This is a genomic window from Microbacterium sp. NPDC078814, from assembly GCF_040702645.1.
GTDB lineage: Bacteria > Actinomycetota > Actinomycetes > Actinomycetales > Microbacteriaceae > Microbacterium.
The window spans coordinates 1-14,320 of sequence record NZ_JBFBLT010000011.1; the positions used below are offsets into that span (position 1 = coordinate 1).

Below are 14,320 nucleotides of genomic sequence, written 5' to 3' on the forward strand. Positions count from 1 at the left end.
GAGGCGGTGATACTCCCCGAGATCACCGCCGCCTAAACTAACGACAGCTGATCATCGCAACGAAGCGAAAGACCACCACTCAAACGGACGCGGCCACCGACTGTTCGAGACGCAGGCGCAATGGGGCGAGCAGCAGGTCCCGCACCCTGACCTGTTCCGCACCTTCGCCGAGCACGTCGGTCTGGGCATGGACGCCTACGACGCAGCGATCGCAGTCCCGGCGACGCAGGAGCGTGTCAAGCAGGATTTCGACGACGGCCGCTACCTGGGCATGTCCGGACTCCGACGTTCATCCTCGACGGCGAGAAGCTGGAACTCACACAGCTCACCGACGCGCTGGATGCGGCCACGGGGCGCTGACGAGTCAGCGCCAGTTCCGTGGGGCTATTCGCCCCACCCGATTAGGCGCCCTTCCCCAGTTGCCACTCGCCTCTGCGCGACGGATCTGCGTCCTTCGTGGTCGATAGCCGGCGGGTCGTGGCTGAGAATCGAGTGATCTGCGTTCCGCGATATCGGCTGGTGGCGCGAGCATGCCGAAGGGATGAGGCTGTCAGAGGGGTCCTCGCTCAAAGACGGCTTCGAGTTGGCCGCCGTGGCGCGACCTGGACTTCAGGGCAATCGGTCACTCGTGCGATGAGACCGATGCGCGGTATTCGCCCGGCGTCAGGCCGTAGTAGCTTCGAAAAAGCCTGTGTGCCTGGCTCGGATGCCGCAACCCCACCAGCGCGAAGGCCTGCTCCAAGCTCAGCTTGTCCATGCGTAAGAGATCTGCGATCTTCGCCGCCCGAGCCTCTCTGAGAAATCTCGCTGGTGCCACTCCGAGCTCCGCGTTGAACAGTCTGGTCAGCTGCGACGTCGACAGGGCTATCTCTCGCGCCAATTGCTCTACTGTCCAAGGTCTAGACAGGTTGCTCAAGAGGAGCCTCACAGCCGCTTCTACCTCACGTCTGCGGACGTGTTCCGTGACATCGGTGCGTGTGCTCCCCTCCAGTAAAGCGACGACGCCGTTCAGTCGGGAGAGTTGCATGAGTTCGTCAGCGGAGGACGCGATCGGTGCGTCAATCATCTTCGTCAGAGAACGTGCAAGGTGTTCGCGGATGAGAACGTTAATGCGACGTGACGAAGGCGCGTTCGCGTGGGCGAGCTCCCAGATCAGAGATTCTTCGTTATCCAGCCACTTGGCCTGCTGTATCAGGTAGGCGGTGTCGATGTACATCGTCATGGTGTGTGCACTCGGAGAGGGTGAGCCCGCGAACCAAGAACCATGGGGGAGCACCGCGATGTCTCCTGAGCTCACGGTGAATGACCCGCCCTCATGGGTGATCGTGCTTTCTCCTTCGAGTACCAGCATGAGCTTTGTGCACTCGTATGAGATCGCATCGGTAGGGCCTGTGAAAGACATCCGCTTGACGACGACTGGCAGGCGCGATTCTGCGAGTGCACGGTCGCGGGGAATCGAGTGCAGGGTCATGGTCTAGCCGCAGACCTTTCGTGCCTCATGAACGCCGAAGGTGGGCACGCCACGGTCTCGAGGGAACATCAGCTAGTCCAGTCGTTCGCGGATCTTTTCCATCTTCAGGATCTCCTCGCGCTGTGCGCCGATGATGTCCTGGCACAGGGCGATGAGCTCCGGGTCGGTCAGACTCGCCTCACGGCACATCAGAATCGCGCCGGAGTGGTGCGGGATCATCGAGTCCACAAACTGGCGGTCGTCGACGAGCAGCTGGGTGCGGGTCGCGGCGAACGAGCCGACGGTCACGAGAGCGAAGATCACCAGCAAGGCGATGTTGAGGATCTTCTTCTTGTACATGCCGCGCATGAATATCAGCATGAAGATGCCCATCGGCGCCCACATCGTCAGCGTCATGTAGAACATGTTGGCGTTGTTCCGAAAGTCGCCCCACCCGTCGATCATCGAAAACATCACGATGTACATGATCGCGAAGCTCAGCACCATGGTGACCCAGAACCAGAGGTAGGGCCGCGAGCGTCCGCCGTGTTCACGGGTGTCGGCGTGGTCGATCGAGTGTGCAGACATCGTTATCCCTTTCGATCCTCCGGGGCGTTGACCGCGCTTGCGGAATACCCAGGCGGGGTATACCGTTGGATCAAGTTACAGGTACCCGGTAGGGGTACAGATTATCGAAAGAGGAGCAGCGATGGCTACGAACGAGTACCAGGTGACGGGCATGACCTGCGGGCACTGCGAGATGTCGATCCGTGAAGAGGTCGGCCAGATCGCCGGTGTCCAGGACATTCAGGTGAGCGCGCAGACCGGCAAGCTCGTCGTCACGGGCGTTGACGCGATCGATGACGCCCAGGTGCTGGCCGCCGTGGAGGAGGCTGGCTACTCGGCGGTGCCTGCGGCATGAACGCCGGCGCACGTCTGGCCCTATATGGCGCTGGCCTGGTGGTGGCGTTCGGGGCTGCGTTCGCCGTTGCCGGCGTCGTCGTTCCCGCCAGCGCGGTCGATGCCTGGTCTGAGGGCAGCGAGACCGGCGGCCATGGCTCGATGACCGAGACGAGCACCGACAGTCTGAAGGGTCTCAGCCTGAGCAGCGACGGGTACGTCCTCGCTGCCCTTGAGGCGCCCACGGTGGTGGGGGAGGCGAGTGAGCTGAGCTTCCAGATCCAGGACGCCGCCGGCGACCCGGTGACCGACTACACGACCACGCACGAGAAGGATCTGCATCTGATCGTCGCCCGCTCCGACGGCAGCCAGTTCCGCCATGTCCACCCTGTGCTGGACGAGGCGACGGGTACCTGGTCGACGCCGTGGGAGTGGGCTGAAGCGGGAAGCTACCGCATGTTCGCGGACTTCGCGCCGGCCGGCGCGGACGCGGATGCGCCGTCGCTGACGTTGACGAGCAGCGTCGACGTGGCCGGAGATCTCACCCCGGTCATCCCGCAGCCGACCCGGGTGGCGGAGGTCGATGGGTTCACGGTGTCGATCGAGGGGGACATGGTCGCTGGTTCGTCCAGTGAGCTGTCGATCACCGTCGAGCGTGACGGCAACCCGGTCACCGCCCTGGAGCCGTACCTGGGGGCTTTCGGCCACCTGGTCGCTCTCCGTGAGGGGGATCTCGCTTACCTGCACGTGCACGCCGCGGGCGAGGACCCGAAGGAGGGCGAGACCGCAGGCCCGACGATCATGTTCGGCGCGGAAGTGCCCACCGCGGGCCGGTACCTGCTGTACCTGGACTTCCAGGTCGACGGGCAGGTCCACACCGCTGAGTTCGTGCTCGATGCCGCCCATAGCGACGGCAGCACGGACACCGACAGCGGATCGCATTCGGACGAGGGCCACTGACCGTCCGGTCAGCCTCCTCTCATCAGCTAACCGAAGGAACAGTACACATGAGCACATCAGCACCCCCGAATGTGGGCACTGAGGCGGGCGCCTCGACCGGTGTCGAGCTGGAGATCGGCGGGATGACCTGCGCCTCCTGCGCGATGCGGATCGAGAAGAAGCTGAACAAGCTCGACGGGGTCACCGCGACCGTGAACTACGCCACCGAGAAGGCGAAGGTCACCGTCCCGGCGGGGTATGACCCGGCCCTGCTGATCTCCGAGGTGGAGAAGACCGGTTACACGGCCGCGTTGCCCGCCCCCAAGCGGACCAGGAAGGACGCCGCGGGCTCCGGGGATGCGGATGACGCGGACCCGGAGCTGCGGTCGCTGCGGAACCGGCTGATCGGGTCGATCATCTTGACCGTCCCGGTGATCGCGATGGCGATGATCCCCGCGCTGCAGTTCACCTACTGGCAGTGGGCGTCGCTCGCGCTGGCCGCGCCGGTGATCGTGTGGGCGGCGTGGCCGTTCCACAAGGCGGCGTGGACGAACCTCAGGCACGGTGCCGCGACGATGGACACGCTCATCTCGATGGGCACGTCGGCGGCGTTCCTGTGGTCGCTGTATGCCCTGTTCTTCGGCACCGCCGGGGTGACCGGGATGACGCACCCGTTCGAGTTCGCGCTGGCCCCCTCCGATGGGGCGGCGAACATCTACCTTGAGGTGGGTGCCGGGGTGACGATGTTCATCCTCGCCGGCCGGTACTTCGAGAAGCGGTCCAAGAAGCAGGCCGGCGCCGCACTGCGCGCCCTGCTCGAGCTCGGCGCCAAAGAGGTCTCTGTTCTGCGTGCCGGGGTGGAGACGAAGATCCCCGTCGAGGACCTGCAGGTCGGGGATGAGTTCATCGTCCGGCCCGGGGAGAAGATCGCCACCGACGGTGTCGTGGTCTCCGGGACCTCCGCGGTGGACGCGTCCATGCTCACCGGAGAATCCGTGCCCGTCGAGGTCGCGGAGGGTGACGCGGTCACCGGCGCGACCACGAACGTCGGCGGCCGCCTGGTGATCCGTGCGACCCGGGTGGGGTCGGACACGCAGCTGGCGCAGATGGCGAAGCTGGTCGAGGACGCCCAGACCGGCAAGGCCGAGGTGCAGCGTCTTGCCGACCGGATCTCCGGGGTGTTCGTGCCGATCGTGATCGTGATCGCGTTCATCGCCCTCGGCGGCTGGCTCGGCGCCGGGTTCCCCGTCACCGCCGCCTTCACCGCCGCGGTCGCCGTCCTGGTCATCGCCTGCCCCTGCGCGCTGGGGCTTGCCACACCGACCGCGCTGCTGGTCGGCACCGGCCGGGGCGCGCAGATGGGTGTCCTGATCAAGGGTCCGGAGGTGCTGGAATCGACCCGCAAGGTCGACACCGTGGTGCTGGACAAGACCGGCACCGTCACCACCGGCAAGATGACCCTCGTCGACGTGATCGTCGAGCCCGGCACCGACCGTGCCGAACTGCTCCGCCTCGCCGGAGCGCTCGAGGACGCGTCGGAGCACCCGATCGCGCAGGCGATCGCCAAGGGCGCCACCCAGGAGATCGGTGCCCTGCCGGCACCGGAGGACTTCGTGAACGTCGAGGGCAAGGGTGTGCAGGGCATCGTCGACGGGCACGCGGTCCTGGTGGGCCGGGAGTCACTGCTCGCCGAATGGTCCCAGCGGCTGAGCGGCGACCTGGCGGCCATCAAGGCCCGCGCCGAAGGCGAAGGCAAGACCGTCGTCGCGGTCGGCTGGGACGGTCAGGCCCGCGGCATCCTCGTCGTGGCCGACACAGTCAAGCCGACCAGCGCGGAAGCGATCGCCCAGTTCAAGGCGCTCGGGCTGACCCCGGTGCTCCTGACCGGAGACAACGAGGCCGTGGCCCGCCGGATCGCCGCCGAGGTCGGCATCGACGAGGTCATCGCCGAAGTCCTCCCCAAGGACAAGGTCGCCGTCGTGACCCGTCTGCAGGGCGAAGGGAAAGTCGTCGCGATGATCGGTGACGGCGTCAACGACGCCCCCGCCCTCGCCCAGGCCGACCTGGGGCTCGCGATGGGGACCGGTGCGGACGTCGCGATCGAAGCATCCGACATCACCCTGGTCCGCGGTGACCTGCGCAGCGCGGTCGACGCGATCCGCCTGTCCCGCAAGACCCTGTCCACGATCAAAACCAACCTGTTCTGGGCGTTCGCCTACAACGTCGCGGCGATCCCCGTCGCGGCCCTGGGAATGCTCAACCCGATGCTCGCGGGCGCGGCGATGGCACTGTCCAGCGTCTTCGTCGTCGGCAACAGCCTGCGCCTGCGCGGGTTCAAGAGCGTCGCCGCCCGGTAACGCCACGAACCCACCCCCCACCACACACGAAGGGAAACACCATCATGACCAACGACCTCCGGGCCACCTCCAGCTGTTGCAGCACCACCGCCGCCGCCCCCAACCCTGCCGCGGCAGGAACCGGGCACGAGAACCTCCTCGCCGGCGCCGACGACATGACCACCTGCCCGGTGATGGTCGGCAGCCCGGTCAGCAAGAAGGCCGCCGAGGCCGCCGGGCTGTTCCGCGACTTCGAGGGCGAGCGGTACTACTTCTGCTGCGCCGGGTGCGGCCCCGCGTTCGACTCGGACCCCGCCAAGTACGCCGCCAACATGGCGTAACCCCCGGATGCGGGGTCCACGGCCCGTCACGGACTGTGGACCCCGCCCGCCCGAAACGGAACAAGCGACATGAACGCCCCCACCGCAGCGCCCCTCGCCGAGGTCTGCCCGACCACCCCGCACCACCCGACAGGCCACGGTTACATCACCGACAAGACCACCTACCGCAACCGGCTGCGCCGCCTCGAAGGCCAGGTGCGCGGGGTGGAGCGGATGATCGACGACGAGCGGTACTGCATCGACATCCTCACCCAGATCTCCGCCCTCACCAAGGCGCTGGAAGGCGTCGCGCTGGGCCTTCTGGACGACCATCTGCGGCACTGCGTCCTGGACGCCGCGGCCACCGGTGAGCCGGTCAGCGACCTCAAGATCGCCGAAGCATCCGAGGCGATCGCCCGACTGGTGCGCTCCTGACCCACCCTCACGGACCGGCGCCGGACACCGCCACCCTCACCCGAACACTGGAGAAGCCGCCAATGAGCGCACACCACACCGTGATCCTGGGCGCCGGGGCCGCCGGCACCGCCGCCGCCCGCACCCTCGCCGGGCACGAGAACATCACCACCACCCTGATCGGCCACACCGGCGAGACCCCGTACACACGGATGCTGATCAAAGGTGTCGCCTACGGGATGACCACCCCGGAGTTCGTCCGGCTGCCGATGCCGGATGTCCCTTTCCTCCCCGACACGGCAGAGCTGATCGACCCGGACACCCGGAAGGTGCACCTCGCCTCCGGCGCCACGGTCGGCTATGACTCGCTGATCATCGCCACCGGCAGCCGGCCGCGCACCCTGGACGCCCCGGGCGTGGCGCAGGCCACACGATCCGGCAGTGTGATCAACCTGCATGCGCTGGAGGACGCGGTCCGCATCCGTGCGGCCATCCTGGCGCGGGGAGAATCAGCACGGATCGCGATCTACGGTGCCGGTTTCACCGCGGCTGAGACCGCGTCCGCGTTACTGGCCCAAGGGCACCAGATCACCCTGATCGCCCGCAGCACGATCCCCGGGATCGCGGCGTTCGGGCGGCCCGTCGCCGAACACCTCGCCGCCGAGCACCACTCCCGGGTGTCCACCTTCTTCGGCCGCACCATCCGGGAGGTCCACTCCGACGCGGCCGCGACCGTCCTCACCCTCGATGACGGCACCACCGTCCGCGTGGACCTGCTGATCGTCGCCCTCGGCACCACACCCGCCGCCCCGTCGCCCTGGCCGGACGGGGTGGACGTGGACGACCGTCTGCGCGCCCAGGGCGTGCCGGACGTGTTCGCGGCCGGTGGGGTGGCGATCCACCATGACGAGGAGCTCGGCACCTGGCGGATCGACCACTGGGACGACGGGGCCGCGCAAGGAACCCACGCCGCACAGATGCTGCTGCACACCCTCGGGGTGGGGGAGGACCCGGGACCGTACCTGCCGCGCAGCCCCTACATGGGCATGATCTACGGGCAGATGATCGCCGGCGCCGGCTACACCGGGCACCCCGAAACCCGCCGCGCGGACTCCGACGAGTTCGTGGTCCTGCACGGCCCCGCCGACACGGTGGTCGGGGTGAGCGGTGTCGACGCGGTCGGGACCATCTACCAGTGGGGGCAGCAGCTGCATCAGGCCGTGTCCTGAATGCCGTCATGTCCCACCCCGTCCCGCCGCCACGGATTCGCGGTCGCGGTCGCGGCGACCGTGCTGCTGATGGTCGCTGCCAGCGCACCGTCCCCGTTCTACCCGCAGCTCGCCGAACAGCTGCGGCTGCTGCCGGTCGCCACGACAGGGATCTTCGCGGTGTACGCGTTCACGATGCTCACCGCCCTGCTGGTGGCCGGGTCCCTGTCCGACCGGGTCGGGCGGCGCCCCGTGGTGACGGTCGGTTCCCTGCTGCTTGCGGGCAGTCTGCTGCTGTTCTGGCAGTCCGGGAGCCTCGGCATGCTGTTGACAGCCCGGGCGGTGCAAGGCTTCGCCGCCGGCCTGCTGATCCCCGCCCTGTCGGCCATGGTGGTCGACTTCACCCCGACGCGAGCAACGGACACCGCCTCACTGTGGAACACGATGTCGGCGATGACCGGTCTCGGGGTCGGCGCGATCGTGGCGGCACTGGTCCTGGACACGGTGACCAACCCCACCGCCATCGTCTTCGGCGTCCTCGCCGCCCTGTTCATCCTGATCGCCGCGGGGGTATGGGCCGTTCCCGACTCGTCACCGACACCAGATTCGGGAGTCTCCCGCGGCTGGGGACGGGTGTCTGTTCCGAGCCATGTCCGGCACCGCCTGCTGATCGCGGTGCCCGCGATCATCGCCGGGTGGGCGACGAACGGACTGTTCCTCGCCCTGGGACCCGCTGTGATGAAATCCGAGTTCACCGCGGCAACGCACGTGCAGCAAGCGATCACCGTGCCCCTGTTCGCCGTGTCAGGCATCGTCGCCGCGATACTGCTGCATCGCCGTTCGCCGCGGGTGGTGAGTGTGTACGGGACGGCAGCACTCGGGATCGGGACCGCGCTGAGCATGGCCGCGCTGGCGGTGCACGCCCTCCCCGCCTACCTGGTCGCCGTTGCCGTGGTCGGATCCGGTTTCGGGACCGCGTTCATGGGGGTGCTGCAGACCCTGATGCCGCAGATCCGCGCGACCGAACGCGCCGCGGTGATGGCGATCATCTACACCGTCTCCTACCTCGCCTTCGGCGTGCCCACGATCATCGCCGGACTGCTGGTCCCGGTGATCTCCCTGCGCGGCGCGATGACCACGGTCGGCGGGGTGATCGTCGTGTTGTGCCTGATCGCCACGGTCACACGCATCCGCGTCCCCGACCGCCCACACCCGGTCCTTGCGGCGCCGGAGCCGGGGGCGGCGACCAATGACCGACGTGAAGGAGTGATGCGGTGACGTACGTGATTGCCCTGCCCTGCGTGGATGTGAAAGACCGCGCCTGCCTCGACGAGTGCCCGGTGGACTGCATCTACGAAGGCGACCGGATGCTGTACATCCACCCGGATGAGTGCGTGGACTGCGGCGCCTGCGAACCCGTCTGCCCCGTCGAGGCGATCTACTACGAAGACGACCTGCCGGATGAGTGGGCCGACTACTACACAGCCAACGTCGAGTTCTTCCACGACCTGGGATCCCCTGGCGGGGCGGCCAAGATCGGCCCCACCGGCGTCGACCACCCCCTCATCGCCGCACTACCCCCGCACCCACACCGCGGCTGACTATCCGGTGGCTGACTCCGTGTCCGGCAGCGGATCGCCTGGCCCCTCCCGGTTCGCTTCTTGGCCGGAAGCCATCGTCATCGGCACGCGCTGCCATCAGCCATTGGGCGGGTGGCGCCGGGTATTCTTGTGTGGTCGCTACGTGTGCGTCTGTCGACCGATGGTGACCTCGACTCGGCCATGACTGTGCCGTCTGAACTGCCGAACGCAAAGGAACCTGCGATGTCACTTCCTGGTGAGATTTCCCCGAAGCCGCACGGGTACATCAGCGAGAAGGACAAGTACCTCAAGCGGATGGGGCGGATCGAGGGACAAGCCCGCGGGATCTCGAAGATGATCGACGACGAGAAGTACTGCATCGACATCCTCACCCAGATCAGCGCGCTCACCAGCGCCCTGGAAGTGGTCGCGATCGGGCTGCTCGATGATCACCTCACACACTGTGTCGTCGAGGCGGCGAAGCTCGGCGACGCGGAAGCGGCCGTGAAGATCAAAGAAGCCACCGACGCGATCACCCGCCTCGTCCGCTCCTGACCAGCACGCGCCATCCCTTCAAGACACCACTACCCGGTAGGGGTACGCGGGCGGTATCGTTGGGGCATGCGTTCAGATGCTCATGGTGCCGTGGATTATGACACCCCGTACCTGCAGGCTGCCGTCGCGGTATTCGCTGAGCTGGCAGATCCGGTGCGGATGAAGATCATCCTCGCGCTCCGAGAAACCGAGATGTCCGTGAACCACCTCGCCGACGTCGTGGACGGATCCTCGGAATCGGTCCTGGACCAGCTCACCCGGCTGGGCGCGGCGGGGATCGTCCTCGCCCATGATCAAGGGTCGGGTGTCTTCTACCGCCTCGCGAACGAGCATGTCGCGGACCTCGCGATCAGCGGCGTCCTCCAGGCGCAGCACGCCGCGTCCTAACCCGCGTGCCACTCCGCCCCCTGCGTGCGGGCGGGGGACCTGAATGATCCGTGTTCCGGCGGGGATGGTCTTCGTTCAGGTCTGTGTGGTGACGGACGCGGCGGCGATCACTCCGATGGTGCGGTCCAGGCGGGTGTTGAACTGTTCCGGGCTCTGGTCGGCGTGCAGCCCATCGGTGAGGACGCGCGAGAAGCTTGCGATCACCCCGGGGTTCTCGCTCAGCCGTTGAACGGATTCCTCGAGTGAATAGCCGCCCGAGAGGGCGAGGACACGCACGACCTTCGGGTGGTCGATGAGCGACCGGTAGTAGCCGGCGGTCTCCGGGAGGGTGAGCTTGAGGATGACCGGGGAGCTCACGGTGTCAAGTCGGGTGAGCAACTGTTCCCGGAGCAGCGCTTCGGCATCAGATTTCGAGCTGCTGGCGATGGACACTTCGGGTTCGATGATGGGTACGAGCCCGCCGCGGAGGACCTGCTCGCCGACCTCGAACTGCTGCTCGACGAGCGTGCTGATGCCGTCCTTGTTGGCCTCATGGATCAGCGACCGGGCTTTCGTGCCGAACACAGAGTTCTGGCGGGCCTCGGTCAGCAGATCACCGAGGCCGGGGATGAGGGCCATCAGCTGCACGTCGTTTGTCGTGCCGGTGAGTCCCTTGTCGATCTTGACGAACGGGACCACCGACTTCCTTTCCCACAAGAATGTGGCCGCCGGCACACCGTCGATGTCACGCCGCATCGTGCCCTCGAAGAGGATCGCTCCCAGGATTCGTGAATCGAACGCCGGCGAGGTGGCGATCCTCACTCGCAGCGCGTGCACGAGATCGAACATCTCGTCGGGGGTCGAGTACGCGTCTTGGTCCACCCCATATGTCGCGAGAGCGCCGGGGGTGCTCCCGCCGCTCTGATCGAGCGCAGCGATGAAGCCCTGCCCGTTGCGGATGCGGTCCCACTGCCCGTCACTCACGATAATCTCCTCTGCTGTTCCTACGGGATTCCTAGAGCGTCCCGGTCACCCACTGGAGTGCAACGCTGGTGACGCTGACGGTAATCCACAGCAGCGCACCGAGCAGCAGCGGCCGGGCGCCGGCCCGACGGAGGGCACGGATATCGGTGGAGAGACCGATCGCGGACAGGGCGACAGCGATCAGGAATGTCGAGAGCGCGCTCAACGCGGGGTGGGCGGCGGTCGGGATGAGGCCGGTGGAGTTGATCAGCGCCATCGTGACGAACCCGACGAGGAACCACGGCACGAGCCGGAGGGCACGGCGTGGCGTCATCCGCGCCGGCGCGGGACCGGCCACGGACTGCTCGTCCGTGGCCGCGGGCTGGCGGGTTGGCCCGGTGCGTGCGACGAGCGCGGCCAGACCGATGCTGATCGGGATGATCATCAGTGTGCGCACCAGCTTGACGACAACCGCGTCGTTCGCCGCTTCCGAACCGTAGGTCGATGCCGCCGCGACGACGGAGGAGGTGTCGTTGACGGCGGTCCCGGCGAACAACCCGAACGCGTGCTGGCTCATCCCGAGCGCATGCCCGACGACCGGGAAGACGATCACCGCGGCCACGTTGAACAGGAAGATCGTCGAGACGGCGTAGGCGACGTCGGCGCTCACCGCGCCGATCACCGGGGCGACCGCGGCGACCGCGGAGGCCCCACAGATCCCGGTACCCACACCGATCAGGGTGCGCACGTCTCCGATGACCCCCAGCAGACGCCCGAACAGCCACGCCGCGCCCAGACACACCACCAGGGTGCCGAGCATCACCGGCAACGATTCCAGGCCCACCCGCGCCACCTCCCCGATGGACAGCTGCAACCCCAGGATCACCACGGACAGCTGCAGCACGAACTTGCTCGCGAAAGTGATCCCCGGTGTCAGCCGTGGTCCCGGCTTCCGCACGATTCCCAGCAGCACTCCCAGCACGATGCCCGGTACCGCGCTTCCCACCAACGGCACCACCCCGCCGATCACCGTCGAGATCACGGCGAGGCCGACGGAGACGCCCAGGCCGGGAAGGTTGCGGGCGCCGCGACCGTGAAGCGACGGCGAGGGAGCGGGGGAGTAGGGCATGATCGTCCACCCTGCCGGTCGCCGGTGGCGGGCAGAACCCGCCGGTGACCTGTGGGGACACAACGTAGACTTGTACCCCGAGGAGGAGACCGTGCCGCACCCGCATTCGCCGGACCTGGACGCGTTGCGGGTGCTGCGCGAAGTGGTCCGGCGCGGCAGCATCGCCGCCGCCGCGCACCAGCTCGGACGCACCCAGCAGGCGCTGTCCGCACGGATGAAAACCCTTGAAGCCTCGGTGGGTGCCCCTCTGCTGATCCGCAGCCCGGCCGGCTCCGTGCCGACACCCACAGGCACCCTGATCCTGAGCTGGGCAGAAGAGGTGCTGGACGCGGCCGACCGGCTCGAGGCCGGCATCCGCTCACTCGGAGCCTCCACCGTCACCCCATTGACCGTCGCGGCCAGCCAGACCATCGCGGAGAGCCTGCTCCCCGGGTGGCTCGTGCACCTGCGCCGCACCGAAGACTCTGCCGGGCTAACCCCCACCGCTGTCGACCTCACGGTGGCGAACAGCACTGGCGTCGCGGAGCTCGTGCGTTCGGGCGCGTGCGAGCTCGGGTTCGTAGAAACCCCGCGCCTGCCACACGACCTCACCGCACAGCCCATCCGCACGGATGAACTCGTCGTCATCGTCGCCCCAACTCACCCCTGGGCGCGCCGCACCAGGCCGCTGCGCCTTGACGAGCTCGCCGCGACACCGCTAGTGATGCGCGAGAGCGGCAGCGGTACCCGCGACGCGTTCACCGACATCCTCGCCGCCCAACACCCACCCCTGACCGCACGACCAGTCATCGAGTTAGGGACAGCGGCCGCGGTGCGGTCTGCGATCGCTGCCGGAATCGCCCCCGGCGTCCTCAGCCGCCTGACTGTACGCGACGACCTCGTGCTCGGCCGGCTGGTCACCGTCCTCGTCGACGGGCCACCCCTGTACCGGCAGCTCACCGCCCTTCACAAGCCACACCCGACCCGGACGTCCCAGACGGCACGGAGGCTGCTCGATATCGCGCGCGGAGACACGACGATCGCCTCTCCGCCGCACCTCAACTGAACGGGCGCACGTCAGAGCGGCCCGCCACCGAGGGAAAGCAGCCGACGCCCGTGCAGTGCTCGAACACCACCCCGCACCACAGAAAGAAGCAGATAGTGAAGCTACTCGTTCTCGGCTCAACAGGCGCCACCGGGCGACTTCTGACCGCTCTGGCCGTCGGGCGCGGCCACGACGTGCGAACGCTGGTTCGCGACGGCTCGCGCGCCGATCTGGTTCCCGGAACCGAGGTGGTCGAGGGCGACGCCCGCTCGCGCGAGGACGTCACGGCCGCGTTGGCGGGCGTGGACGCGACGGCGAGCACTCTCGGCATGGGGTTGAAAACCCGTCCCAACGGCCTGCTGATCGACGCCGTCGATGCCCTCATCGCCGGCGCGGCGATCACCGGTTCCGACCGGCTGATCATGCTGTCCTCCTGGGGAGTGGGTGACACCTTGAGACGGTCCTCCCTGCTGGTGCGCCTCACCTACATGCCCGGCAAGAAGGTGCACGACGAAAAAGCGGAAGCCGAAGCCGCGCTGCGAACCAGCGGGTTGAACTGGACGCTCGTGTATCCCGTCGCGCTCACCAACGGGGAGGCCACCGGCCGGGTGCGCGCCCGCGACCTCGACGACGTCGCGCGGATGCCCGGTTCACCCTCGATCAGCCGGGCCGACGTCGCGGCCTCCATGATCACGATCATCGAAGACGATCTATGGAGCCGCCGCACCGTCGTCCTGGACCAGCAGCCTAGACGACGCACCGACGGTGACGGGCCGGGCGATAGCCCGTCACCTTCTCGATGACGGCGCCGATTGTGCGGGATCAGCCGAGCGAGGAATTGCACGAGATCCTCCGGAACCTGGCCGGCGTCGGGATCATCCTCCTTCTGGAGCGACGCTTCCGGCTGCGGTGGGGCCGCACCTGGCTCGAGGCGATCAGGATCGACCCCACCAGCAACGCGTTGTTCGGGATCCCGACGAACATCTGGGGCTCTTTCGCGGCGACCCTGGCAATATCGCCGCCGCCGATCCGGAACGTGCCGAGGCCCCGTCTGCGCACGCATGGTCGCTCGGGACGGCGTGAGCGGGTAGAGCGGATCACACACGATCGCCGCGCGGCCCTCGGGTACGCCCGCG

General features: G+C 67.5%; 16 protein-coding genes. 12 read left to right on the forward strand and 4 right to left on the reverse strand.

What is annotated here, in order from left to right:
- Positions 1–622 precede the first annotated feature (622 nt).
- Positions 623–1,471, reverse strand: coding sequence for an AraC family transcriptional regulator (locus AB0300_RS16595; RefSeq protein WP_366216491.1), 849 nt, complete (start codon positions 1,469–1,471; stop codon positions 623–625).
- Positions 1,472–1,543: 72 nt separating this feature from the next.
- Complete coding sequence (locus AB0300_RS16600; protein WP_366216492.1) at positions 1,544–2,038, reverse strand: DUF305 domain-containing protein; 495 nt, start codon at positions 2,036–2,038, stop codon at positions 1,544–1,546.
- Positions 2,039–2,159: 121 nt separating this feature from the next.
- Here AB0300_RS16600 and AB0300_RS16605 point away from each other — a divergent pair, with 121 nt between their 5' ends.
- The 10 genes from AB0300_RS16605 to AB0300_RS16650 all read left to right on the forward strand — a co-directional run bounded on the left by AB0300_RS16605 (position 2,160) and on the right by AB0300_RS16650 (position 10,089).
- A complete protein-coding gene (locus tag AB0300_RS16605; RefSeq protein WP_366216493.1) occupies positions 2,160–2,372 on the forward strand; it encodes a heavy metal-associated domain-containing protein in 213 nt (70 codons plus the stop codon).
- A complete protein-coding gene (locus tag AB0300_RS16610) occupies positions 2,369–3,310 on the forward strand; it encodes a heavy-metal-associated domain-containing protein (protein WP_366216494.1) in 942 nt (313 codons plus the stop codon). Before AB0300_RS16605 ends, AB0300_RS16610 begins: the two co-directional genes overlap by 4 nt.
- 47 nt (positions 3,311–3,357) lie before the next feature.
- Complete coding sequence (locus AB0300_RS16615) at positions 3,358–5,646, forward strand: heavy metal translocating P-type ATPase (RefSeq protein ID WP_366216495.1); 2,289 nt, start codon at positions 3,358–3,360, stop codon at positions 5,644–5,646.
- A 44-nt stretch (positions 5,647–5,690) separates the two neighbouring features.
- Positions 5,691–5,966, forward strand: coding sequence for a YHS domain-containing protein (locus tag AB0300_RS16620; protein ID WP_366216496.1), 276 nt, complete (start codon positions 5,691–5,693; stop codon positions 5,964–5,966).
- Between the two features lie 69 nt (positions 5,967–6,035).
- Positions 6,036–6,380, forward strand: a complete 345-nt coding sequence (locus tag AB0300_RS16625; protein WP_366216497.1) for a metal-sensitive transcriptional regulator — start codon at positions 6,036–6,038, stop codon at positions 6,378–6,380.
- Between the two features lie 62 nt (positions 6,381–6,442).
- The gene (locus AB0300_RS16630) at positions 6,443–7,588 is read left to right on the forward strand and encodes an NAD(P)/FAD-dependent oxidoreductase (protein ID WP_366216498.1); all 1,146 of its coding nucleotides are present in this window, start codon (positions 6,443–6,445) and stop codon (positions 7,586–7,588) included.
- Positions 7,589–8,845 carry an MFS transporter gene (locus AB0300_RS16635; protein WP_366216499.1) on the forward strand — a complete coding sequence of 419 codons (1,257 nt, stop codon included), beginning with the start codon at positions 7,589–7,591 and terminating at the stop codon, positions 8,843–8,845.
- Positions 8,842–9,168, forward strand: a complete 327-nt coding sequence (gene fdxA, locus AB0300_RS16640; RefSeq protein WP_366216500.1) for a ferredoxin — start codon at positions 8,842–8,844, stop codon at positions 9,166–9,168. Before AB0300_RS16635 ends, fdxA begins: the two co-directional genes overlap by 4 nt.
- Positions 9,169–9,390: 222 nt before the next feature.
- Positions 9,391–9,702 carry a metal-sensitive transcriptional regulator gene (locus AB0300_RS16645; RefSeq protein ID WP_366216501.1) on the forward strand — a complete coding sequence of 104 codons (312 nt, stop codon included), beginning with the start codon at positions 9,391–9,393 and terminating at the stop codon, positions 9,700–9,702.
- 66 nt (positions 9,703–9,768) lie between these two features.
- Positions 9,769–10,089, forward strand: a complete 321-nt coding sequence (locus AB0300_RS16650) for a metalloregulator ArsR/SmtB family transcription factor (RefSeq protein WP_366216502.1) — start codon at positions 9,769–9,771, stop codon at positions 10,087–10,089.
- Positions 10,090–10,164: 75 nt separating this feature from the next.
- Here the strand turns inward: AB0300_RS16650 and AB0300_RS16655 are convergent, their stop codons facing one another.
- Together AB0300_RS16655 and AB0300_RS16660 are read right to left on the reverse strand one after the other, a co-directional pair.
- Positions 10,165–11,052 carry a fructose bisphosphate aldolase gene (locus AB0300_RS16655; RefSeq protein ID WP_366216503.1) on the reverse strand — a complete coding sequence of 296 codons (888 nt, stop codon included), beginning with the start codon at positions 11,050–11,052 and terminating at the stop codon, positions 10,165–10,167.
- Positions 11,053–11,083: 31 nt separating this feature from the next.
- Positions 11,084–12,160: a putative sulfate exporter family transporter gene (locus AB0300_RS16660; RefSeq protein WP_366216504.1), complete on the reverse strand. Its 1,077-nt coding sequence runs from the start codon at positions 12,158–12,160 to the stop codon at positions 11,084–11,086.
- Between AB0300_RS16660 and AB0300_RS16665 the strand changes: the two genes are divergently transcribed.
- Both AB0300_RS16665 and AB0300_RS16670 read left to right on the forward strand, forming a co-directional pair.
- On the forward strand, positions 12,159–13,205 hold the full coding sequence (locus AB0300_RS16665) for a LysR family transcriptional regulator (protein WP_366216505.1): 1,047 nt from the start codon (positions 12,159–12,161) through the stop codon (positions 13,203–13,205). The genes AB0300_RS16660 and AB0300_RS16665 overlap by 2 nt on opposite strands.
- 50 nt (positions 13,206–13,255) lie before the next feature.
- Entirely contained in the window at positions 13,256–13,987 is a 732-nt protein-coding gene (locus tag AB0300_RS16670) for an NAD(P)H-binding protein (protein ID WP_366216506.1), read from the forward strand.
- Positions 13,988–14,320: the final 333 nt, after the last annotated feature.

Coding starts and splice junctions, on each gene's coding strand:
- AB0300_RS16595 (WP_366216491.1), bottom strand. CDS start 1,471: ATGACCCTGCACTCGATTCCCCGCGACCGTGCACTCGCAGAATCGCGC.
- AB0300_RS16600 (WP_366216492.1), bottom strand. CDS start 2,038: ATGTCTGCACACTCGATCGACCACGCCGACACCCGTGAACACGGCGGA.
- AB0300_RS16605 (WP_366216493.1), top strand. CDS start 2,160: ATGGCTACGAACGAGTACCAGGTGACGGGCATGACCTGCGGGCACTGC.
- AB0300_RS16610 (WP_366216494.1), top strand. CDS start 2,369: ATGAACGCCGGCGCACGTCTGGCCCTATATGGCGCTGGCCTGGTGGTG.
- AB0300_RS16615 (WP_366216495.1), top strand. CDS start 3,358: ATGAGCACATCAGCACCCCCGAATGTGGGCACTGAGGCGGGCGCCTCG.
- AB0300_RS16620 (WP_366216496.1), top strand. CDS start 5,691: ATGACCAACGACCTCCGGGCCACCTCCAGCTGTTGCAGCACCACCGCC.
- AB0300_RS16625 (WP_366216497.1), top strand. CDS start 6,036: ATGAACGCCCCCACCGCAGCGCCCCTCGCCGAGGTCTGCCCGACCACC.
- AB0300_RS16630 (WP_366216498.1), top strand. CDS start 6,443: ATGAGCGCACACCACACCGTGATCCTGGGCGCCGGGGCCGCCGGCACC.
- AB0300_RS16635 (WP_366216499.1), top strand. CDS start 7,589: ATGCCGTCATGTCCCACCCCGTCCCGCCGCCACGGATTCGCGGTCGCG.
- AB0300_RS16645 (WP_366216501.1), top strand. CDS start 9,391: ATGTCACTTCCTGGTGAGATTTCCCCGAAGCCGCACGGGTACATCAGC.
- AB0300_RS16650 (WP_366216502.1), top strand. CDS start 9,769: ATGCGTTCAGATGCTCATGGTGCCGTGGATTATGACACCCCGTACCTG.
- AB0300_RS16665 (WP_366216505.1), top strand. CDS start 12,159: ATGATCGTCCACCCTGCCGGTCGCCGGTGGCGGGCAGAACCCGCCGGT.
- AB0300_RS16660 (WP_366216504.1), bottom strand. CDS start 12,160: ATGCCCTACTCCCCCGCTCCCTCGCCGTCGCTTCACGGTCGCGGCGCC.